Consider the following 20,775-nt stretch of genomic DNA (forward strand, 5'->3'; position numbering starts at 1 on the left):
AGAAGGGCTGTCCCTAGTACGAGAGGACCGGGACGGACGAACCTCTGGTGTGCCAGTTGTCCTGCCAAGGGCACGGCTGGTTAGCTACGTTCGGAAGGGATAACCGCTGAAAGCATCTAAGCGGGAAGCTCGCTTCAAGATGAGGACTCCCACAGGGTTGACCTGGTAAGGCCCCCAGCTAGAACACTGGGTTGATAGGCCGGAAGTGGACGCACGGCAACGTGTGGAGCTGACCGGTACTAATAGGCCGAGGACTTGCCACAACTCTTTTCTTGTTTCGCGTCCACTGTGCGGTTCCCGAGATACGGTCGGGAACGATTGATATCTCCATAGAGTTTCGGCGGCCATAGCGAGGGGGAAACGCCCGGCTCCATTCCGAACCCGGAAGCTAAGCCCCTCAGCGCCGATGGTACTGCGCGGGTGACTGCGTGGGAGAGTAGGACGCCGCCGGACATTCTTTCGCCAATGGCCACCCCTCGGGGTGGCCATTGGTGTTGGTACGACCGGTTGCTGCGGCGACCCGACCGAGGAGCACACATGCCCGACGACACCAGTTCCGACCCGGGGTCCTCGCGACCCGGTCGTGCACCCCGGCCGTCCAGCAAGGGCTCCGGCTCGGGCCGGTCGGCCGGCGGGTCCGGTCGTTCACGCGGGTCCAGCGGTTCGGGTGGTTCCGGCCGTTCGGGTGGTTCCGGCCGTTCGGGTGGTTCCGGCCGTTCGGGTGGTTCCGGCCGTTCGGGCGGCTCGGGTCGTTCCGGCGGTTCCGGACGTCCGTCGGGTTCGGGTGAGCGGTCGGGTTCGGGTGGGCGGTCCGGCTCCGGCCGGCCGCCGGCGTCCGGGTCCCCCTCGGGTGCGCGCTCGCGGCAGGGGTCCGACCGCGACCGAGGGTCGTCCCGCGACGGCACGTCGGACCGCACAGATTCCGGCCGGTCCTCCCGCGGGGCCTCTCGGGGGGCGCCGCCGCGCGGTTCGGGCACCCGCCCGCCGCGACGGGACGGCACGGACCGGCCTCGTGCGGGGGCCGACCCGATCGTCCCGGACGACGTGACCGGCGGCGAGCTGGACCGGGAGGTCCGGGCCGAGCTGCGGACCCTGCCGACGGGACTGGCCACGCTGGTCGCCCGGCATCTGGTCATGGTCGGCCGGCTGATGGACGAGGACCCGGCGCTCGCGTGGCAGCACGCTCAGGCCGCGCGCCGCAGCGCGGGTCGGGTGGCCGCCGTCCGGGAGGCCGCCGGAGTCGCCGCCTACCTCGCCGGCGACTACGCCGCCGCCCTGTCGGAACTGCGGGCGGCTCGGCGGATGTCGGGAACCGACGCCTACCTGCCGATCATGGCCGACTGCGAGCGTGGCCTCGGCCGTCCCGAGCGCGCCCTGGAGCTGGCGTCCTCGCCGCAGGCGCGGACCCTGGACCGTGCGGGCCGGGTCGAACTGCTGATCGTGGCGGCCGGTGCCCGGCGGGACCTGGGGCAGGCCGACGCCGCCGTGGTCATGCTCGAGGTGCCGGAGCTGAAGGCGACCACGCGCGAGCCGTGGCTGGGCCGGCTGCGCTACGCGTACGCGGACGCCCTGGACGCGGTGGGCCGCGCGGACGAGGCCCGGACCTGGTTCGAGGCGGCTGCCCAGGCGGATCCGGACGGGAGCACCGGCGCTGCCGAGCGACTCGGCCTCGCCGACGAGGACGACGACGCCGTGGTGTTCCTCGTCGACCTGGACGAGGACGGCGCCTAGCCGAGGGCTACCGCGCGGCGTCTGTACCGGGCGAGGCCGCTGCCTCCTGCTGGTCCAGCCAGCGCCAGATGCCGGCGACGTTGGCCTCGGTGGACGACAGCTCCTCGAACTTGGCCACCCGATCGTCGTCGGCCAGGAACGCCGCGTAGCGCTCGGCGGTGCGCTCGCGCACCAGCGCGATCGCGTGGTCGAGGTCCATCCCGGCCCGGCGCGAGTCGCGGACGACCTCGACCCACAGCCGCAGCTCCTCGACGGAGCGGTCCAGCGTCGTGTCCACCTCGGTGACCGGTCCGAAGTGGCTGAACAGCAGCCGGGTCGGTCCGACGTCCCGCATCCGCGCCAGGGATGCCAGCGCCAGGTCCAGGTCGAAGTCCGGGGGCGGGGTGGCCGGGCGTACGTCGGCGGTCTCGGGGACGTACACGCCGGCGGCGTCGCCGGTGTAGAGGTCGCCGGTCGCGGAGTCCACCAGCCCGACGTGGTGGGACGCGTGGCCCGGGGCGTGGAAGGCGTCCAGGCGTCGGTTGTCGCCGAGGTCGACCGAGCCGACGTCGCCGAGCGCCACTACCCGCTGCGCCGGGGTCGGCAGCAGCTCCCCGAACAGCTCGTCCATCACCGGCCCGAAGACCCGGCGGGCGCTGGCGACCAGGCGGCTGGGATCGACCAGGTGCCGAGCGCCTCGTTCGTGCACGACCACCTGCGCGCGGGGGAACGCCTCGGCCAGGTCGCCCACGCCGCCGGCGTGGTCGAGGTGGATGTGTGTGACCACGATCGTGGCGAGGTCGTCGGCTCCCACGCCGAGCGCGCCGAGCGACTCGACCACCCGGGGGGCCGACAGCGCCGTCCCCGTCTCGACCAGGCACGGGCGCCCGGTCCGCAGCAGGTAGCCGGCGGTGATCCCGTCGTGGCCGCCCATCCGGGTGTCGATGGCGAACACGTCGGCCCCGAGGTCCTGCACTCCGTCCACAGCCTGCCCCTCTCCGGTCCGCGCGTCCCCAGGGACCCGCGGACCGTGGTCGACGGTCCGGGTCGCGGCCATCGTAGGTCGGGTTCGTACCGGCACCGACAGATCGAGGTGGGGGATGGCGAGCACGGTGTCCGCGCGACGCGCGGGCGGGGGCCAGGGGGCGACGGGCGACGAGCCCGGCAACGAGGCGACGTCCGTCAACGAGGTGTCGTTGGTCGGGCGGCTCGCCGCGTCGGCGGAGCAGCGCGAACTGCCCAGCGGGGACACGCTGGTGACGTTCCGGCTGATCATCGACCGACCGGAGGGCCGGTCCTCCTCCGGGGGCCGGTCCGCCCGGTCTCCCAAGGTCGACACGGTGGACTGTGCCGCCTGGCGCGCCGATGTGCGGCGGGCGGCGCTGCGGTGGGTCCCCGGGGCCCGGGTGGAGGTCCATGGCGCTCTGCGCCGGCGGTTCTGGCGCACCGCGGCCGGGGCGGCGTCGCGGGTGGAGGTGGAGGTCGCGTCCGCCCGGAGACGGGGGTGAGGTCCGTGCGACGATGGCCGGGTGAGCGACCCCGACCCCCGCCCGGCAGCGTCCGGGGACGGGACACCGGCGGGGACGCCGTACGACTGGTACGTCCGCGGGACGCGGCTGCTCGAGTCCGGCAATCCGCAGGCCGCCGCCCAGGTGCTCGCCCACCTCGTCGAGGTCGAGCCGACCTCCCCGACGGTGCTGGAGGCCTGGGCCAGGGCCCTGTTCGACGCGCAGCGGTACGACGACGCGGCGGATGCGTTCGAGGCCTTGGTGGAGCGGGTGCCGGACGACGACTACGCGCACTTTGGGCTGGGGATGGCCCGGTGGCGGCAGCGGCGCTTCACCGCGGCCGCCGACCACCTGGCCGTCGCCGCGGTGATGCGGCCGGACCGCGCCGAGTACGCCCGGGCCCTGGGCCAGGTGCGCGCCACGCTGCGCGCCCGGGAGGAGGCGGGGCTGGCGCCGGACGGTGACGCCGACCCGCCGACCACGCACTGGCCGGCCGGGCCGGGGCCCGCGCACTCGTGACCGGCGTGCCCGTGACCGGCGTGCCCGTGACCGGCGTGCCCGTGACCGGCGGTCTGCTGGGGGCCGAACAGGCCCCGGCGCGGGTCCACGACGTCGCCCTGCTCGACCTGGACGGAGTCGTCTACGTCGGCAGTGGCGCCGTCCCCCACGCGATCGAGGCGCTGACCGCCGCGTCGGCGGCCGGCCTGCGGCTGTGCTACGTGACGAACAACGCCTCGCGACCGCCCCAAGCCGTGGCGGACCACCTGCGCGCGCTCGGCCTGCCCGCGGACGTCCAGGAGGTGGTGACGTCGGCGCAGGCCGGCGCGCACCTGCTCGCCGACCTGGTCCCTCCCGGCTCACGGGTGCTGGCCGTCGGCGGGAGCGGGGTGGACGAGGCGCTGCGCTCGCGTGGCCTGGTCCCGGTGCGCCGCACAGCCGCCGGCAACGGCGTGGCGGGTGACGGCGTGGCGGGTGACGGCGTGGCCGACGTCGCGGCGGTGCTGCAGGGGTTCGGCCCCGACGTGGGCTGGCGAGAGCTGGCGGACGCGGCGCTGGTGCTGGCCCGGGGAGTCCCCTGGATCGCGACGAACCGGGACCTGACCATCCCGATCCCCGGCGGACGGGCACCGGGCAACGGCGCGCTCGTCGCGGCCGTCGCGACCGCGGTCGGCCGTGACCCGACGGCCAGTGCGGGCAAGCCGGAGCCTGCGCTGATGGCGGAGTCGGTGGAGCGGGCTAGGGCCGAGCGACCCCTGGTCGTGGGTGACCGGCTCGACACCGACATCCTCGGCGGCAACCGTGCCGGCCTCCCCACCCTCGCGGTCCTCACCGGCGTCTCGGGCGTGGCCGACCTCCTGGACGCGGCGCCGCCGCTGCGACCGGGTCTGGTCGGAGCCGACCTGCGGGCGCTGCTGGCCCCGCACGAGCCCGCCGTCCCGGACGGCAGGGGGTGGCGGTGTGGCGACGCCGCGGCCGTCGTCGCGGGGGCGTCGCTGCAGGTGTCCGCCCCCTCGCCGCTCACGGCCGGAGCCGGCGTGCGGATGCTGCGCGTCGCCTGCGCCGCGGTGTGGACCGCACGCGACCACGGGATGGACCCTGAGGTGACGGCGGCCGCGGCCACCATCGAGGCGGCGCTGGCGGCCGACCGCGACGGGTGACGCGTGCGCCGGTGCCGCGCGCTCCGGGCGCTAGGCGGGGGAGGAGGGGGCCGACGCGGCGAGCAGCGACCGCATCCGCAGCAGGTCGCGCAGGCTGGCGTCGAGGCGTACCTGGCCGGTGGCCCAGGCGTGGGAGAACTTCAGCGATCCGTCGGTCAGGGCGATCAGGTCGTCGCTGTCCATGACCAGGCGGATCTGCGGCTTGGGCCCGGGCGCGTCGGTGATGTCCACCAGGGCCCCGTCGGTCAGCGTCCCCCAGAACGTCACGTCGAGGTCCAGCAGCGTGCAGCCGAGGGTGCGGTCGGGGAGGTTGTGCGCCCGCACCTGAGGGCCGTGCGGCTCGAGTCGGCGGGCGAGCTCCTCGATCGCGGCGCGGCACTCCTCGACCGTGGCCATCCGGGTGTGCGTCCTCCTCGCGGCTGCCGGCGGGCTGGCCGGCGCAGCGACGCTACCGCAGCCGTCCGGAGCCAGGCGGGGGATGCCGGGGCACCAGGAGATCCGTGCACCGGGGTGGAGCGGGTAGCGTTCCGGTAGCCGGGACCGTTCGACGACGTGGGAGGCCGCCGTGCTCGACGCCCTGCGCGGCTACGTGTCCGTAGCCGTGGGGCTGGCCGAAGCCAGTAGCGAGAAGGCGGTGGAGACCGTCCGCGAGATGCTGGCCCAGAGCCTGGACGCCACCACGGCCGCTCCCGGCGCGGTCCGCGACCAGGTGCAGGAGTTGGCGGACGAGCTGGTGAGCACCAGCCGCACCAACCGAGAGCTGCTCATCGGGCTCATCCGCACCGAGGTCGAGCGGGCGGTCGGCCGGATGGGCTTCGTCCGCGAGGACGAGCTGGCCGCCGTACGCCGGCACGTGCAGCGTCTCGAGGCGCAGCTCGGCGACGAGCGGCACCGCGCCCGCGACCGCGTGTCCGACGCGGTGCAGGGCGCCGCCGACGCCGCCCGGGCGACCCGCGGTGCCGCGACGTCGGCCGCGACCCGCGTGGTCGCGACCGCCGCCGGCGTGGCCGCTCGCGCCGGTGACGTCGTGACGGCCGGGGGTGTCGTGCTGGAGACGGGCACGTCGGGCCCGCAGCCGGACGTCTCGGCGACGCCGGCGCCGACGGCCGATCCGGGCGCGTCGGCCCGGAAGTCCACCAGGGCCCCGAAGTCCGCACCGACGAAGAAGACGACCGCGGCGAAGAAGTCCGCCGCCGCGAACAAGACCGGCGCGGCGAGGAAGTCCGCCGCGGCGACGAGGTCCACCAGGGCCACGGGGACCGGGGCCACCCGTCGGCGTCGGGCGTCCGCGGCGCCCTCCGCCGAGCCGACCCCGGACGAGGCCGGCGCCGCGGCCCCGACACCGCCGACCACCCCGGCGAGGACGCGGTCGCGCTCCGCCGGTCACCCGGCCAGCGATGCCCCGTCGGCCGCGCCGCACACCCCGCCGCCGGCAGGCGAGGAGGACGCATGAGCACGGATCACCCGACCGCGGGAGCCGAGGAGCCCCAGGACCCGCCGGCCCCGGCCCCGCCGGCCCCGGCCCCGTCGCCGCCGGCCGCCGACTCGGCCGGCGCCGACACCGCCAGCCATCCCGACACCGCCAGCCATCCCGACACCGCCAGCCATCCCGACACCGCCAGCCATCCCGACACCGCCAGCCTTCCCGACACCGAGGCTGACGCCGTCACCGCGGCTGCCGCCGGCGAGACGGCCGCGGCCGCCGAGGTGCCCCCCACCGGGGACCCGCGGGTCGATGCCGCGGTCGCGCGGCTGGCCGAACTGCCCGACCTGCCGGTGACCGACCACGTCGAGGTGTACGAGGACGTGCACCGCCGACTGCAGGGCGCGCTGTCCGACCTCGCGCCCGACGCCTGATCCCGCGCCGGTGGCCGGGTCCCGGCGCCGCCTGGACGCCGAACTGGTCCGGCGCTCCCTGGCTCGCTCGCGCGAGCAGGCCCGCGAGCTGATCGAGTCCGGCCGGGTGCGGGTCGACGGGTCGGTCGCCACCAAGGCCGCCACCCAGGTCGACACGGCGGCGGCCGTCGTGGTCTCCGCGGAGGAGTCCGACGGCTACGTCTCCCGCGGCGCGCACAAGCTGATCGGGGCGCTCGACGCGTTCGGGCCCCGCGGTTTGCAGGTGTCCGGTCGGCGCTGCCTCGACGCCGGGGCGAGCACCGGTGGCTTCACCCAGGTCCTGCTCCAGCGCGGTGCCGCGCACGTGCTGGCCGTCGACGTCGGCTACGGGCAGCTGGCCTGGGCCGTGCGCAGCGACCCCCGGGTCACGGCGTACGACCGCACCAACGTCCGCGAGCTCGCCCCGGCCGACCTGCCGTACGCGCCGGATCTGGTCGTGGCCGACCTGTCGTTCATCTCGCTGGCCCTGGTGCTGCCCGCCCTGGTCGCGTGCGCCGCCCCGGACGCCGACCTGCTGCTCATGGTCAAGCCGCAGTTCGAGGTAGGACGGGACCTGGTCGGCGCCGGGGGAGTCGTCCGGGACCCCGGGCTGAGGGCGGCCGCGGTCCGTAGGATCGCCGACGAGGCCGAGCGGCTGGGCCTGGGCACCGCGGGCGTGGTGGCCAGCCCGCTTCCCGGACCTCGCGGGAACGTCGAGTACTTCCTGTGGCTGCGCCGGGACGCGCCGCCACCCGATCCGGAGGACGTGGCACGAGCGGTGGACGAGGGGCCGGCATGACGGGCCGACGGTGCACGTGGTGAGCGCGGGCCCGCGCGCGGTGCTGCTCGTCACCAACACCGGTCGCGACGAGGCCCGCACCATGGCCGCGCACCTGGCCAAGGCGCTGGTCGACGCCGGCCTGCAGGTCCGCCTCCCCGAGGACGAGGCCGTCGACCTGGACCTGCCGGCCGACGCGGTCCGGGTCGCCGCCGACGAGCACGCCGCCCACGGCTGCGAGCTCGCCGTCGTGCTCGGCGGAGACGGGACCATCCTGCGCGGGGCCGAGCGCGCCCGGGCCGACAATGTGCCGCTGCTCGGCGTCAACCTCGGCCACATCGGGTTCCTCGCCGAGCTGGAGCGCGAGGACCTTGCGCAGCTGGTCGATGCGGTCGTCCAGCAGCGCTGGCGGGTCGAGGAGCGGATGACCCTGGACGTGCGGGTCACCGTCCCGGGCCGGCCGGTGCAGCAGACCTGGGCGCTCAACGACGCCAGCCTGGAGAAGGTCTCGCGCGAGCGGATGATCGAGGTCCTGGTCGAGGTCGACGGCCGGCCGCTGTCGCGCTGGGGCTGTGACGGCGTGGTGTGCTCGACCCCCACCGGCTCCACCGCGTACGGCTTCTCGGCCGGCGGCCCCGTGGTCTGGCCCGACGTCGAGGCGCTGCTGGTGGTCCCGCTCAGCGCGCACGCGCTGTTCGCCCGGCCGATGGTCGTGGGGCCGTCCGGGGTGGTCGCGCTGGAGGTCATGCCGCGCTCCCCGGACGCCGTCGTGTGGGCCGACGGCCGGCGCATCCTCGAGGTGCCGGCGGGCGCCCGGGTCGAGGTGCGGCGGCACCCGGAGTCGGTCCGGCTGGCCCGCCTGCACACCGCGCCGTTCACCGACCGGCTGGTCGCGAAGTTCTCCCTCCCGGTCGAGGGCTGGCGTGGGGACCCGCCGCGTCGGGGCACCGGCGCCACCCCGGAGCGCCCGCAGCGGTGATCGGGGAGCAGCGGTGATCGAGGAACTGCGCATCCGCGGGCTCGGGGTCATCGACGAGGCGGCGGTCGACCTCGGTCCGGGCCTGACCTGCGTCACCGGGGAGACCGGCGCGGGCAAGACGATGGTCGTCACCAGCCTGGCGCTGCTGCTCGGCGGCCGGGCCGACGCCGGGGCCGTGCGCACCGGGTCGGCGCAGGCCGAGGTCGAGGGCCGCGTCGCCACCGTCGACCCCGAGGTGTGGGCCCGGGTCGAGGACGCGGGCGGCGCGACCGACGACGGCGCGCTCGTGCTCGCCCGCACCGTCGGCTCCGCCGGGCGCAGCCGGGCCGTGCTGGGCGGGCGGACCGTCCCCGCGGCCGTCCTCGCCGAGGTCGGCGCGTCCCTGGTGACCGTGCACGGGCAGAACGACCAGCAGCGGCTGCTGCGCCCCGCCCAGCAGCGCCACGCGCTCGACCGCTACGCCGGCGCGCCGGTCGCCGACCTGCTCGAGGCCTACCGCACCGCGTACGAACGGCTGCGCGTCGTCGAGGCGGAGGAGGCCGAGATCGCCGCGCACCTGCGCGAGCGTGCCCAGGAGGCGGACCTGCTGCGCTTCGGCCTCGGCGAGATCGAGACCGTGTCGCCGCAGCCGGGCGAGGACGAGGCCCTGGCCGTCGAGGCGGCCCGGCTCGGGCACGCCGAGTCCCTGCGCGAGGCGGCCACCGGCGCCCACGCGTTGCTGCGGTCCGACGCCGACGCGCTCGGCAGCGACAGCGACGCGCTCACCTCGCTCGCCCGCGCCGTGGACCTGCTCGAGCGCGTGCGGGACCACGACCCGGACCTGGCCGGCCCGCTGGCCCGGCTGCGGGACGCGTCGGCGCTGGCCGAGGACGTCGCCGCCGAGCTGGCCACGTACGCCGCGTCCGTCGACGCCGACCCGGCCCGGCTGGCCGAGGTGCAGCAGCGGCTGGCCGACCTCGGCGGGCTGCGTCGCAAGTACGGCGACACCGTCGCGGAGGTGCTGGCCTGGGCCGAGCGGGCCCGCGACCGGCTGGGCGCCGTCGGCGGTGACGACGAGCGGCTCTCCGCCCTGCAGGCGGAGTCCGTGGCCCTGCGGGCGACCCTCGCGGCGCGGGCGACCGAGCTGTCCGCGGCGCGCGCCGCGGCCGGGGAGCGGTTCGCCGCCGAGGTCTCTGCCGAGCTCGCCGCGCTGGCGATGCCGCAGGCCCGGCTGGAGGTGGCACTGCGCCACGCGGCGGGCGGGCCGGACGGGCTGGTGCTGCCGGGGGAGGCGGACCCGGTGGCCTTCGGTCCCCACGGCGTCGACGAGGTGGAGCTGCTGCTGGTGCCCCACCCCGGCGCCCCCGCCCGACCGCTCGCTCGCGGTGCCTCCGGCGGCGAGCTGTCCCGGGTGATGCTCGCCGTGGAGGTGGTGCTCGGCGCCACCGACCCGGTCCCCACGTTCGTGTTCGACGAGGTCGACGCCGGCGTCGGGGGCCGGGCGGCGGTCGAGGTCGGCCGCCGGCTGGCCCGGCTGTCGCGGTCGGCGCAGGTCCTCGTCGTCACCCACCTGCCGCAGGTCGCGGCCTTCGCCGACCGCCACCTGGTCGTGCGCAAGGACGACGCCGGCGCCGTGACGGCGGCCAGCGTGGTCGCCGTCGACGGCGAGGACCGGGTGCGCGAGCTGTCCCGGATGCTCGCCGGGCAGGAGGACTCCGAGACCGCCGCGGCGCACGCCGCGGAGCTGCTGGACCTGGCCGCCGTGGAGCGGCCCGACGCGCCGGTGACCGCCGGTGCACGCCGTCGGAAGGGACGACGATGACCGAGGCCGATCTGACCGCACCCGCCCCGCGGCACCGCTCCCCGGTGTTCGAGCTGGCCGACCGCTACGTGGAGCGGCTCGCCGAGCTCGACCCGTGCGCCGCCACCGGGATCGGGATCAGCGCCCACGACGACCGGCTCACCGACTACTCGCCGACCGCGCTGCGGGAACGCGCGGACCTGGCCCGGGAGACCCTGGCCGGGCTGGCCGGCCTGCCGGTCTACGACGACGCCGACCGGGTGGCGGCCGAGGTGATCCGGGAGCGGCTCGGCGCGCTGCTGCTGGCCGCCGACGCCGGCGACGACCTGCGGGACCTCAACGTGCTGGCCTGCCCGCTCCAGGGCATCCGCCAGGTCTTCGACCTCGCACCGACGCACGACGCGCAGGCCCGGGACAACGTCCTGCAGCGGCTGCGGGCCGTGCCCGCGGCGCTGGAGTCCTGGCTGGTGGCGCTGCAGGAGGGGCTGGCCGAGGGCCTGCCGGCCGCCCGCCGGCAGGCGGTCGCCGTCGCCACCCAGGCCGAGACGTTCGCGGGGCGCAAGCCCGGCCGCGGCTGGTTCTCCACGTACGCCGCCGGCCTGGAGGCCGACTCCGACGCGGCCGGCCGGGAGCTGGGGGCCGCCGGTCTGGCCGCGGACCGGGCCTACGCCGAGGCGGGCGCCTGGCTGCGCGACGTGTACGCGCCCCAGGCCGACACCCGCGACGGGGTGCGCCGGGAGCGCTACGCGCGGTTCGCCCGGGCGTGGAACGGCGCGGACCTCGATCTCGACGGCACCTGGGACTGGGGCTGGGCCGAGCTGGAGCGGATCACCGAGCTGATGCGGGTGACCGCGGAGGCGATCGAGCCCGGGGCCGCTCCCGCGGACGCCAAGGCGCTGCTGGACCGCGAGGACCGCTACCAGATCGAGGGCACGGGGCCGCTGCTGGAGTTCCTCACCGGCCTCACCGCCGAGGCGACGGCGTCGATGGACGGCACCTGGTTCGACATCGACCCCCGGATCCGCGACTGCGAGGTCCGGCTGGCTCCTGAGGGGAGTGCGGCGGCGCCCTACTACGTCCCCGTCAGCGAGGACCTGTCCCGCCCCGGCTCCACGTGGTACCCCACGCGCGGCCGCACCCGGTTCCCCCGCTGGTGGCTGGTGTCGGTCTGGTACCACGAGAGCGTCCCGGGCCACCACCTCCAGTTCGGCACCGCGGCGGTGGAGCGCGAGCGGCTGTCGCGCTTCCAGCGCACCTTCGGCTTCACCTCCGGCTACGGCGAGGGCTGGGCGCTGTACGCCGAGCGGCTGATGGACGAGCTGGGCTTCCTGGCCGACCCGTCGGTGCAGCTGGGCTACCTGTCCGCGCAGGCCATGCGGGCCGCCCGCGTGGTGCTCGACATCGGGCTGCACCTCGGGCTGACCTTCCCGCCCGGGCAGGGCGACCTCAGCGGCACCCGGTTCGATGCGGCGTCGGCCGCTGCGTTCCTGTCCGAGCGGGCCCTGCTCGACGCCGACTTCGCGGCCAGCGAGATCGACCGCTACCTCGGCATTCCCGGCCAGGCGATCTCCTACAAGGTGGGGGAGCGGGTCTGGCTGGCGGCCCGGGACGAGGCCCGCGCGAGGCTCGGGGACGCCTTCGACCTCAAGGACTGGCACATGCACGCGCTGCGGCTCGGACCGATGGGGCTGGACCCGTTCGCGACCGAGATGGCGTCGTACGTCGGAAGCGGGGACGGGCGCTGATACCCTGGCGCTCCGTGGATCGGCAGCCGACCAAGCACCTGTTCGTCACCGGGGGCGTCGCCTCCTCGCTGGGCAAGGGGCTGACCGCCTCCAGCCTCGGCAACCTCCTCAAGGCCCGCGGCCTGAGGGTGACGATGCAGAAGTTGGACCCCTACCTCAACGTCGACCCCGGGACGATGAACCCGTTCCAGCACGGCGAGGTCTTCGTCACCGACGACGGTGCCGAGACCGACCTCGACGTCGGGCACTACGAGCGGTTCCTCGACACCGACCTGCACGGGTCGGCCAACGTCACGACCGGCCAGGTCTACTCCACCGTCATCGCCAAGGAGCGGCGCGGGGAGTACCTCGGCGACACCGTCCAGGTGATCCCGCACATCACCAACGAGATCAAGTCGCGGATCCGGCGGATGGCCGGCCCCGACGTCGACGTGGTGATCACCGAGGTCGGCGGCACCGTCGGCGACATCGAGTCGCTGCCGTTCCTCGAGGCCGTCCGGCAGATCCGGCACGAGGTCGGCCGCGACAACGTGTTCTTCCTGCACGTCTCGCTGCTGCCGTACATCGGACCGTCCGGTGAGCTGAAGACCAAGCCGACCCAGCACTCCGTCGCCTCGCTGCGCAACATCGGCATCCAGCCCGACGCGATCGTGCTGCGGGCGGATCGGCCTGTGCCGCAGGGCATCAAGCGCAAGGTGTCGCTCATGTGCGATGTCGACGAGGAGGCCGTGGTCGCCGCCGTCGACGCGCCGAGCATCTACGACATCCCCAAGGTGCTGCACTCCGAGGGCCTCGACGCCTACGTGGTGCGCCGGCTCGGCCTGCCGTTCCGCGACGTCGGCTGGACCGACTGGGACGACCTGCTGCGACGGGTGCACCGTCCTGCGCACGAGGTCACCGTCGCGCTGGTGGGCAAGTACGTCGACCTGCCCGACGCCTACCTGTCGGTGACCGAGGCCCTGCGGGCCGGCGGCTTCCACCACGACTGCAAGGTGCACCTGCGCTGGGTGACCAGCGATGACTGCGCCACCCCCGAGGGCGCGGCCCGCGAACTCGACGGCGTCGACGCGATCTGCGTTCCCGGCGGTTTCGGGGTGCGCGGCATCGAGGGCAAGCTCGGGGCGCTGCGCCACGCCCGCGAGGAGGGCATCCCCACCCTGGGCCTGTGCCTGGGCCTGCAGTGCATGGTGATCGAGTACGCACGAAGCCACGCCGACATGCCCGGCGCCAACTCGCTGGAGTTCGACGAGTCCACCGCGTTCCCCGTGGTGGCCACGATGGCCGACCAGCGCGACGTGGTCGCGGGTGACCGGGACATGGGCGGCACGATGCGGCTGGGGCTGTACCCGGCCAAGCTGCTGGAGGGCTCCGTCGTGGCCGGCGCCTACGGCGTGCCGTACGTCGACGAGCGGCACCGGCACCGCTACGAGGTCAACAACGAGTTCCGCGGCCGGCTGGAGGAGGCGGGCCTGGTCTTCTCCGGGACGTCCCCGGACGGCCGGCTGGTCGAGTTCGTCGAGCTGCCGCGCGACGTGCACCCCTACTACGTCGGCACCCAGGCGCACCCGGAGTTCCGGTCCCGGCCGACCCGGGCGCACCCGCTGTTCGCCGGCCTCGTCGGCGCGGCGCTGGCCCGTCGCAGCGCGGCCGCCGCCGCGGCCGCGACCCTGGCCGACGCGTGACCGCGATGGACCCGGGGGACCCATCCTCGGGGGAGCCGTCGACGGAGGAGCGGGTGCCGGGGGCGGCAGTGTCGGGGGCGGCGAGCGCGGCGGACTGGACCGGTCCGGTGGCAGACCAGGTGGAGCCGCACGCCGTGGTGTCGATGATCGAGCGGTTCCGCGGGCGGGTCTGGTCGGTGCGCAGCGACACCGTCGACCTCGGGCCCGACCACGAGCACCCGGTCGTCCGGGACCTGGTGGTCCACCCGGGCGCGGTCGGGGTCCTCGCGCTGGACGACGACGACCGGGTCCTCCTGGTCCGGCAGTACCGGCATCCGGTGGGGATGTACCTGTTCGAGGCCCCCGCGGGCCTGCTCGACGTGGCCGGCGAGGACCCGTGGATCACCGCGCAGCGGGAGCTGGCCGAGGAGGCCGGCCTGGTGGCCGCGCGGTGGCACGTCCTGGTCGACTTCCTCAACAGTCCCGGCGGCAGCACGGAGACGTTCCGCTGCTTCCTGGCCCGCGGGCTGTCCCCGCTGCCGGGCGGTCGCCCGCACACCGGCGAGGCCGAGGAGCTGCACCTGCCCCAGGCCTGGGTGCCGCTGGACGAGGCCAAGGACCTGGTGCTCGCGGGGCGGCTGCAGAACCCCACCACGGGGATGGGCGTCCTGGCCGCCTGGGCGGCGCGGGCCGGCGGCTGGCGGGGGCTGCGGCCGGTCGACGCACCCTGGCCGGTGCGGGCCGCGGTGCTGGCGGCGGGCCGGGTGTTCCTGCCCGACGGCGCGGTCTGACCGTCGCCGGCGGCCACGGGACACCGTGCGGGGCCGGTGCACCACACTGTCGGAATGCGGTGGCCCCTCCTGACACGTCGTCACCTGTGCCGGTTCCGGGGCACCCCTAGCATCGACGCGGGCGGCGTCCCGAACGCAGCCCCCGCGCCGTGCTGACCCCCCAGGCGGCGCCCGAGCCCACGTCTGGAGCGCAGCAGTGAAGGTCGGGATCCCCCGCGAGGTCAAGAACCACGAGTACCGCGTCGCCATCACGCCCGCCGGCGTCCTGGAGCTGGTGCGCAACGGGCACGAGGTCTTCGTCGAGCACGACGCGGGCGTCGGCTCCTCGATCACCAACGACGAGTACGTCGCGGCGGGGGCCACCATCCTGCCGACCGCGGACGACGTGTGGGCGACCGGCGATCTGATCCTCAAGGTGAAGGAGCCGATCGCGGAGGAGTACCACCGGATGCGCCGGGACCAGGTGCTCTTCACCTACCTGCACCTGGCCGCGTCGCGCGAGTGCACCGACGCGCTGATGGCGGCCGGCACCACGGCGATCGCGTACGAGACCGTCGAGCTGCCCGACCGGTCCCTGCCGCTGCTGGCCCCGATGAGCGAGGTGGCCGGCCGGCTCGCCCCCCAGGTCGGTGCCCAGGCGCTGATGCGGGCCAATGGCGGCCGCGGCGTCCTGATGGGCGGGGTGTCCGGCGTCTACGCGGCCAAGGTCGTCGTGCTCGGTGCGGGCGTGTCGGGCCAGAACGCGGCCGCGATCGCGCTGGGCATGCAGGCCGAGGTCCTGCTGATGGACATCAACGTCGCCCGGCTGCGCCAGATGGACGCGATCTACCAGGGCCACGTGCAGACCATCACCTCGAACACCTACGAGGTCGAGAAGGCCGTGCTCGACGCCGACATGGTCATCGGCGCCGTGCTCGTGCCCGGCGCCAAGGCGCCCAAGCTGGTCACCAACGAGCTGGTGTCGCGGATGAAGCCGGGCTCGGTGCTGGTCGACATCGCGATCGACCAGGGCGGCTGCTTCGAGGACTCCCGCCCGACGACGCACTCCGACCCGACCTACCGGGTGCACAACTCGGTCATGTACTGCGTCGCGAACATGCCCGGCGCCGTGCCGCACACCTCGACCTACGCGCTGACCAACGTGACCCTGCCGTATGCGGTGGCGCTGGCCAACAAGGGGTGGCAGCAGGCGCTACGCGACGACCACGCGCTGGCGCTGGGACTGAACACCCACGACGGCCAGATCACCTACGGCGCCGTGGCCGAGGCGTTCGGCCTGGAGCACGTCTCCTTGGACGCCGTCCTGGCGTAGGACGGCCCGACCCTGCACGCGGCCGGCCGCGGGGGAGCGCCTCGACGCTCCACCCGCGGCCGTCGTGCGTTATGTCAGGTAGGGTCGCCGGGTGGGGACCGCGACGGACGCCGCCGGAGCAGGGTCGACGGCCCTGTCCGCCGCTGCGCCGGCCGCGGCGGAACGTCCCACCCCGCTGGACCGTCAGCTGCGCGGCTACCTCGACCACCTGGCGGTCGAGCGCGGGCTGAGCCGCAACACGCTGTCCGCGTACGGCCGGGACCTATCCCGCTACGCTGCCTGGGCGCGCGCCCACGGCCGGCGCTCGGCGGACGCGGTCACGGCCACCGACCTCGCGGAGTTCCTCGGCGACCTGCGCCGCGGGGACGACGAGCACCCGCCGCTGTCCACGTCGTCGGCCGGGCGGACCCTGGTGGCCGTGCGCGGTTTCCACCGCTTCGCGGTACGCGAGGGCCTGGCGCCCACCGATCCGGGTCGGGACGTCACGCCGCCCACGCCGCCGCAGCGACTGCCGCACGCCCTGTCCGTCGAGGACGTCGGCGCCCTCATCGCGGCGGCGGCGCTCGGTGACACGCCGCTGGCCCTGCGCGACGCGGCCCTGCTGGAGCTGCTGTACGGCACCGGTGCCCGCATCAGCGAGGCCGTCGGCCTGGCCCGCGACGACCTCGACCTGGAGGTGCGGGTGGTCCGACTGTCCGGCAAGGGCGGCAAGCAGCGGCTGGTGCCGCTGGGCCGCTACGCCGCCGAGGCCGTCGACGCCTACCTCGTCCGCGGCCGGCCCGCGCTGGCCACCCGGGGCCACGGGACGGCCGCCGTGTTCCTCAACGCCCGGGGCGGCCCGCTGTCACGGCAGTCGGCGTGGGCGATCCTCAAGGCCGCCGCCGAGCGCGCCGGGATCGGCGCGGACGTGTCGCCGCACACGCTGCGGCACTCCTTCGCCACCCACCTGCTCCAGGGCGGTGCGGACGTGCGCGTGGTGCAGGAGCTGCTCGGCCACGCCTCGGTGACGACCACCCAGATCTACACCCACGTCACCGTCGACGCGCTGCGCGAGGTGTACGTGACCGCGCACCCGAGGGCACGCGGATGAGCCCCGGTCGCGTCAGCGCAGGCCGGGTGAGCGCCGGCCGGGTGGTCGCCGCCGTGCTCGCGCCGGTGCTGCTGGCCGGTCTGGTCGCGGCCGTCGGGGTCGCCCCGGCTGCGGCGGACGAGCCGCCCCTCCCGCCGGCCGGCGGGGAGCCGTCGCCCGGGCCCACGCCGCCGACCCCCACCGGCCCTGCGCCGACGCCCACGGAGCCTGCGCCGACGCCCACGGAGCCTGCGCCGACGCCCACGGAGTCGCCGCCGACTCCCACACCCGTCCCCAGCCGGCTGGTCGTCGCGACCAGCGTGCAGGGCCGGCAGATCGTGGCCGTCCGGCGTGGCGACCCGGCCGCCACCCGGGTCCTGGTCGTCCTGGGTCAGATGCACGGCGACGAGCCGGCCGGCATCCGGGTCGCCCGCGCGGTGCTGCGCCAGAGGATCCCGGCCGGCGTGCAGGTCTGGGTGGTCCGGACCATGAACCCCGACGGGCGCGCGGCCGGTACCCGGCGCAACGCCCGCGGGGTGGATCTCAACCGCAACTTCCCGCAGGGCTGGCGCGCGACCGCGACCTCGCCGCTGTACGCCCCCGGGCGGCGGCCGGCCAGCGAGCCGGAGACCCGGGGGATGCTGGCGTTCCTGCGCCAGGTGCGGCCGGACCTGCTGGTGTCCTTCCACCAGGCGTACGACGCCATCGACGTCTCGCACCCCAAGGCCGGTCGCTGGGCGGCGGTCCTGGCCCGCTGGACCGGGCTGCGCGGGGTGCGGGTGCCCTGCCGGGGGCCGTGCGCCGGCACCCTCACGGGCTGGCTGAACGCCCGCGAGCCCGGCGTGGCCATCACGGTGGAGCTGCCGGGGCGGGTGCCGTCCGCGCTGGTCCGCCGGGCCGCCGACGCCTCGCTGCGACTGGCGACCCGGGTGCCCGACCGCAGCCTGGGGTTGAAGTGACGGGCGGGACGCAGGAGACGGGAGGGGAGTCCCTTGCCGTTGGCCTCGCCCGCGGCCTACGCTCGCGCGTCAGGGCCGTGCCGCGCCTGCGCGCTCCCGGTCCGGTCCCGCTGCGAAGTCCGGTCCCGCTGCGAAGCAGACCCTGGAAGGGGAGCCTGGCGTGTTGAGCCCGTACGGAGTCCCGGCCGTCACGCCCGCGACCGACGGGTACCCCCCGGCCGTGCCCGGACAGCCCCCCGTCCCCGGCCTGACCGACCAGCCCGGTGAGGCCTTCCCGCCGCCCCTTCCGTACGAGCCGTCGGCGGTCGACCAGCAGGCGGTGGACCCGGCGGCGTTCGGCGGACAGCCGGAGCCCCCGGTGGCACCGGCCGAGGCGGAACCGGTCGCTCCGGAACCGGTCGAGGCCGCCGTGCTGCCGGAGCCGCAGCCGGAGCAGCCGGGGCTCGGCCCCACCGGGCGCCCGCTGCCGGACCTGCCCACCCCGCTCCCGCTGACCACCCACGGTCCGGCGCGGGTCATCGCCATGTGCAACCAGAAGGGCGGCGTCGGCAAGACGACGTCCACCATCAACCTCGGTGCCGCGCTGGCGGAGTACGGCCGCCGGGTGCTCCTCGTCGACTTCGACCCCCAGGGCGCGCTGTCCGTGGGCCTGGGCTTCAGCCCGCACGAGCTGGACCTCACCGTCTACAACCTGCTCACCCAGCGGGACTGCCACGTCGGCGACGTCCTGCTCCCGACGGCCGTCGAGGGCCTGGACCTGCTGCCCAGCAACATCGACCTGTCGGCCGCCGAGGTGCAGCTGGTCAACGAGGTCGCGCGCGAGCAGACCCTGACCCGCGCGCTGCAGCCGGTGCTGGCGGAGTATGACGTGATCCTCATCGACTGCCAGCCGTCCCTCGGCCTGCTGACGGTCAACGCGCTGGCCGCGGCCGACAGCGTGATCATCCCGCTGGAGTGCGAGTACTTCGCCCTGCGCGGCGTCGCCCTGCTCATGGACACCATCGAGAAGGTGCAGGACCGCATCAACCCGCGGCTGGAGCTCGAGGGGGTGCTGGCGACCATGTACGACTCCCGGACCCTGCACTCCCGCGAGGTGCTGGCCCGGGTGGTGGACGCGTTCGGCGACAAGGTGTTCCACACCGTGATCAGCCGCACCGTCAAGTTCCCGGAGACCACCGTGGCGGGCGAGCCGATCACGTCGTACGCGGCCACCTCGCCCGGCGCCGAGGCCTACCGGATGCTGGCCCGCGAGGTCCTGGCCGACTGACCGGTCGGCTACCGTTCCCGCGTGCCCGACTCCCTCGACGTCGACGCCGTCGACGCCGACTCCGTCGACGCCGACCGCCTCGAGGTCGACGCGACCGTCGTTGATGAGTCGGGGGTCGAGTCGGGCGGCGAGTCGGGCGGCGAGTCCCCGGCGCAGGCTCCCGCGGGCGAGGCGGGCTTCAGCGTCCGGGTCGAGGGCTTCGAGGGCCCGTTCGACCTGCTGCTGTCCCTGATCTCCAAGCACAAGCTCGAGGTCACCGAACTCGCCCTGCACCAGGTCACCGACGACTTCATCGCGCACATCCGGGCGCAGGGCTCGGAGTGGGACCTCGACGAGACGACGGAGTTCCTCGTCGTCGCCGCGACCCTGCTCGACCTCAAGGCCGCCCGGCTGCTGCCCAGCGGGGAGGTCGAGGACGAGGAGGACCTCGCGCTGCTCGAGGCCCGCGACCTGCTGTTCGCGCGGCTGCTGCAGTACCGCGCCTACAAGCAGGTCGCGGCGCTGTTCGCCGAGCGGATGGCGCACGAGGGCCGTCGGTGGCCGCGCACGGTCGGGCTGGAGCCGCGGTTCGCCGAGCTGCTGCCGGAGGTGCTGCTCGGGCTGGGGCCGGACGAGTTCGCGGCGCTGGCGGCCAGGGCGCTGGAACCACGCCCGGAACCCACGCTGTCGACGGCGCACGTCCACGTGGTCCGCGTCAGCGTCCGCGAGCAGGCGGCGGTCCTGGTGGACCGGCTGCGGCGCGCCGGTACCGCCACGTTCCGGGCGCTGGTGTCCGACGCGGACACCACCCTGATCGTGGTCGGCCGGTTCCTCGCGCTGCTGGAGCTGTACCGCGAGGGCGTCGTGCACTTCGACCAGATCACCCCGCTCGGCGAGCTCACCGTCCGCTGGACCGGCGAGCAGTCCGGTGAGGTGGACGTGCAGGACGAGTTCGATGACGAGCAGCCGGACCAGCGCGCCGACGGACCGCAGGCCGAGACTGCCGACACCGAGTCGGGCACCGATCCCGACGCAGCTGCCGACCCCGAGGCACGCGACGACGAAGGGGACCACCCGTGAGCGACACCCCGGACCAGCCGGCCGAGTCCGTGCCGGTTCCCGCCGAGGCCGACGACGACCTCGGCGCCCCGTCGCTGGCCGCAGCGCTGGAGGCGCTGCTGCTGCTGGCCGACGAGCCGATGCCGGTCGTCGCGCTGGCGGAGGCGGTGCGCCGGCCGGTGGCGGAGGTCGAGGCGACGGTGCTCGGGCTGGCCGAGCAGTACGACGAGGACGGCCGTGGGTTCGAGCTGAGGGACGTGGCCGGAGGGTGGCGCTACTACACCCGGGAGTCCTGCGCGCCGGTCGTCGAGCGGTGGGTCCGCGACGGCCAGCAGGCCCGGCTCACCCACGCGGCGATGGAGACGCTCGCGGTGGTGGCCTACCGCCAGCCGGTCAGCCGGGCCCGCGTCGGCGCCGTACGCGGAGTCAACGTCGACGGCGTCATGCGCACGCTGGTGTCCCGGGGGCTGGTCGAGGAGTCCGGGCACGACCCGGAGTCCGGGGCGATCCTGTACCGCACCACGTCGCACTTCCTGGAACGGCTCGGGCTGGCGTCGCTGGAGGAGCTGCCCCCGCTGGCGGAGCACCTGCCCGACCTCGGCGACCTCGACGAGGTGCTGGACTCCGTCGCGGGCGGGGAGTGAC

20 protein-coding genes and 2 rRNA genes are annotated in these 20,775 nt (G+C 75.3%); 20 read left to right on the forward strand and 2 right to left on the reverse strand.

Features of this window, described 5'->3' with window-relative positions; genetic code table 11:
* The 3 genes from R2737_09550 to R2737_09560 form a co-directional block, all read left to right on the forward strand.
* Positions 1-263, forward strand: a 23S ribosomal RNA gene (locus R2737_09550); the annotation flags it as partial.
* 73 nt (positions 264-336) lie between these two features.
* Positions 337-453: ribosomal RNA gene (gene rrf / locus R2737_09555) — 5S ribosomal RNA — on the forward strand.
* 591 nt (positions 454-1,044) lie between these two features.
* Complete coding sequence (locus R2737_09560; protein ID MEZ5116500.1) at positions 1,045-1,731, forward strand: hypothetical protein; 687 nt, start codon at positions 1,045-1,047, stop codon at positions 1,729-1,731.
* A gap of 7 nt (positions 1,732-1,738) precedes the next feature.
* On the opposite strand, the gene R2737_09565 is transcribed toward R2737_09560, so the two are convergent.
* Positions 1,739-2,695, reverse strand: a complete 957-nt coding sequence (locus R2737_09565) for an MBL fold metallo-hydrolase (GenBank protein MEZ5116501.1) — start codon at positions 2,693-2,695, stop codon at positions 1,739-1,741.
* A 115-nt stretch (positions 2,696-2,810) separates the two neighbouring features.
* On the opposite strand from R2737_09565, the gene R2737_09570 reads away from it, so the two are divergent.
* From R2737_09570 to R2737_09580, 3 genes are read left to right on the forward strand one after another with little or no spacing between them, the layout of a single operon-like run.
* The gene (locus R2737_09570; GenBank protein MEZ5116502.1) at positions 2,811-3,218 is read left to right on the forward strand and encodes a single-stranded DNA-binding protein; all 408 of its coding nucleotides are present in this window, start codon (positions 2,811-2,813) and stop codon (positions 3,216-3,218) included.
* Positions 3,219-3,239: 21 nt separating this feature from the next.
* Entirely contained in the window at positions 3,240-3,737 is a 498-nt protein-coding gene (locus R2737_09575; GenBank protein ID MEZ5116503.1) for a tetratricopeptide repeat protein, read from the forward strand.
* 11 nt (positions 3,738-3,748) lie between these two features.
* A complete protein-coding gene (locus R2737_09580) occupies positions 3,749-4,876 on the forward strand; it encodes an HAD-IIA family hydrolase (GenBank protein MEZ5116504.1) in 1,128 nt (375 codons plus the stop codon).
* Between the two features lie 30 nt (positions 4,877-4,906).
* On the opposite strand, the gene R2737_09585 is transcribed toward R2737_09580, so the two are convergent.
* Positions 4,907-5,272, reverse strand: coding sequence for a hypothetical protein (locus R2737_09585; protein MEZ5116505.1), 366 nt, complete (start codon positions 5,270-5,272; stop codon positions 4,907-4,909).
* 169 nt (positions 5,273-5,441) lie between these two features.
* Between R2737_09585 and R2737_09590 the strand changes: the two genes are divergently transcribed.
* The 14 genes from R2737_09590 (at position 5,442) to scpB (ending at position 20,774) form a co-directional block, all read left to right on the forward strand.
* Complete coding sequence (locus tag R2737_09590) at positions 5,442-6,329, forward strand: hypothetical protein (protein ID MEZ5116506.1); 888 nt, start codon at positions 5,442-5,444, stop codon at positions 6,327-6,329.
* Complete coding sequence (locus R2737_09595) at positions 6,326-6,733, forward strand: hypothetical protein (GenBank protein ID MEZ5116507.1); 408 nt, start codon at positions 6,326-6,328, stop codon at positions 6,731-6,733. The genes R2737_09590 and R2737_09595 overlap by 4 nt, the downstream gene beginning before the upstream one ends.
* 10 nt (positions 6,734-6,743) lie before the next feature.
* The gene (locus tag R2737_09600) at positions 6,744-7,550 is read left to right on the forward strand and encodes a TlyA family RNA methyltransferase (protein ID MEZ5116508.1); all 807 of its coding nucleotides are present in this window, start codon (positions 6,744-6,746) and stop codon (positions 7,548-7,550) included.
* A gap of 19 nt (positions 7,551-7,569) precedes the next feature.
* On the forward strand, positions 7,570-8,508 hold the full coding sequence (locus R2737_09605) for an NAD kinase (protein MEZ5116509.1): 939 nt from the start codon (positions 7,570-7,572) through the stop codon (positions 8,506-8,508).
* Between the two features lie 13 nt (positions 8,509-8,521).
* On the forward strand, positions 8,522-10,309 hold the full coding sequence (gene recN / locus R2737_09610; protein MEZ5116510.1) for a DNA repair protein RecN: 1,788 nt from the start codon (positions 8,522-8,524) through the stop codon (positions 10,307-10,309).
* Positions 10,306-12,033 carry a DUF885 domain-containing protein gene (locus tag R2737_09615; protein ID MEZ5116511.1) on the forward strand — a complete coding sequence of 576 codons (1,728 nt, stop codon included), beginning with the start codon at positions 10,306-10,308 and terminating at the stop codon, positions 12,031-12,033. The genes recN and R2737_09615 overlap by 4 nt, the downstream gene beginning before the upstream one ends.
* A gap of 14 nt (positions 12,034-12,047) precedes the next feature.
* Positions 12,048-13,715, forward strand: coding sequence for a CTP synthase (locus R2737_09620; GenBank protein ID MEZ5116512.1), 1,668 nt, complete (start codon positions 12,048-12,050; stop codon positions 13,713-13,715).
* Between the two features lie 5 nt (positions 13,716-13,720).
* A complete protein-coding gene (locus R2737_09625) occupies positions 13,721-14,485 on the forward strand; it encodes an NUDIX hydrolase (GenBank protein MEZ5116513.1) in 765 nt (254 codons plus the stop codon).
* A gap of 196 nt (positions 14,486-14,681) precedes the next feature.
* A complete protein-coding gene (gene ald / locus R2737_09630) occupies positions 14,682-15,797 on the forward strand; it encodes an alanine dehydrogenase (GenBank protein MEZ5116514.1) in 1,116 nt (371 codons plus the stop codon).
* A gap of 91 nt (positions 15,798-15,888) precedes the next feature.
* Positions 15,889-16,887, forward strand: a complete 999-nt coding sequence (gene xerD / locus R2737_09635) for a site-specific tyrosine recombinase XerD (GenBank protein ID MEZ5116515.1) — start codon at positions 15,889-15,891, stop codon at positions 16,885-16,887.
* The gene (locus R2737_09640) at positions 16,884-17,825 is read left to right on the forward strand and encodes a DUF2817 domain-containing protein (protein MEZ5116516.1); all 942 of its coding nucleotides are present in this window, start codon (positions 16,884-16,886) and stop codon (positions 17,823-17,825) included. Before xerD ends, R2737_09640 begins: the two co-directional genes overlap by 4 nt.
* Positions 17,826-18,045: 220 nt before the next feature.
* Positions 18,046-19,092 carry an AAA family ATPase gene (locus R2737_09645; GenBank protein ID MEZ5116517.1) on the forward strand — a complete coding sequence of 349 codons (1,047 nt, stop codon included), beginning with the start codon at positions 18,046-18,048 and terminating at the stop codon, positions 19,090-19,092.
* Positions 19,093-19,113: 21 nt separating this feature from the next.
* A complete protein-coding gene (locus tag R2737_09650) occupies positions 19,114-20,151 on the forward strand; it encodes a segregation/condensation protein A (GenBank protein MEZ5116518.1) in 1,038 nt (345 codons plus the stop codon).
* On the forward strand, positions 20,148-20,774 hold the full coding sequence (scpB, locus tag R2737_09655) for an SMC-Scp complex subunit ScpB (GenBank protein MEZ5116519.1): 627 nt from the start codon (positions 20,148-20,150) through the stop codon (positions 20,772-20,774). Before R2737_09650 ends, scpB begins: the two co-directional genes overlap by 4 nt.
* Position 20,775: the final 1 nt, after the last annotated feature.

The organism is Candidatus Nanopelagicales bacterium, from assembly GCA_041393815.1.
Taxonomy (GTDB): domain Bacteria; phylum Actinomycetota; class Actinomycetes; order S36-B12; family JAWKJK01; genus JAWKJK01.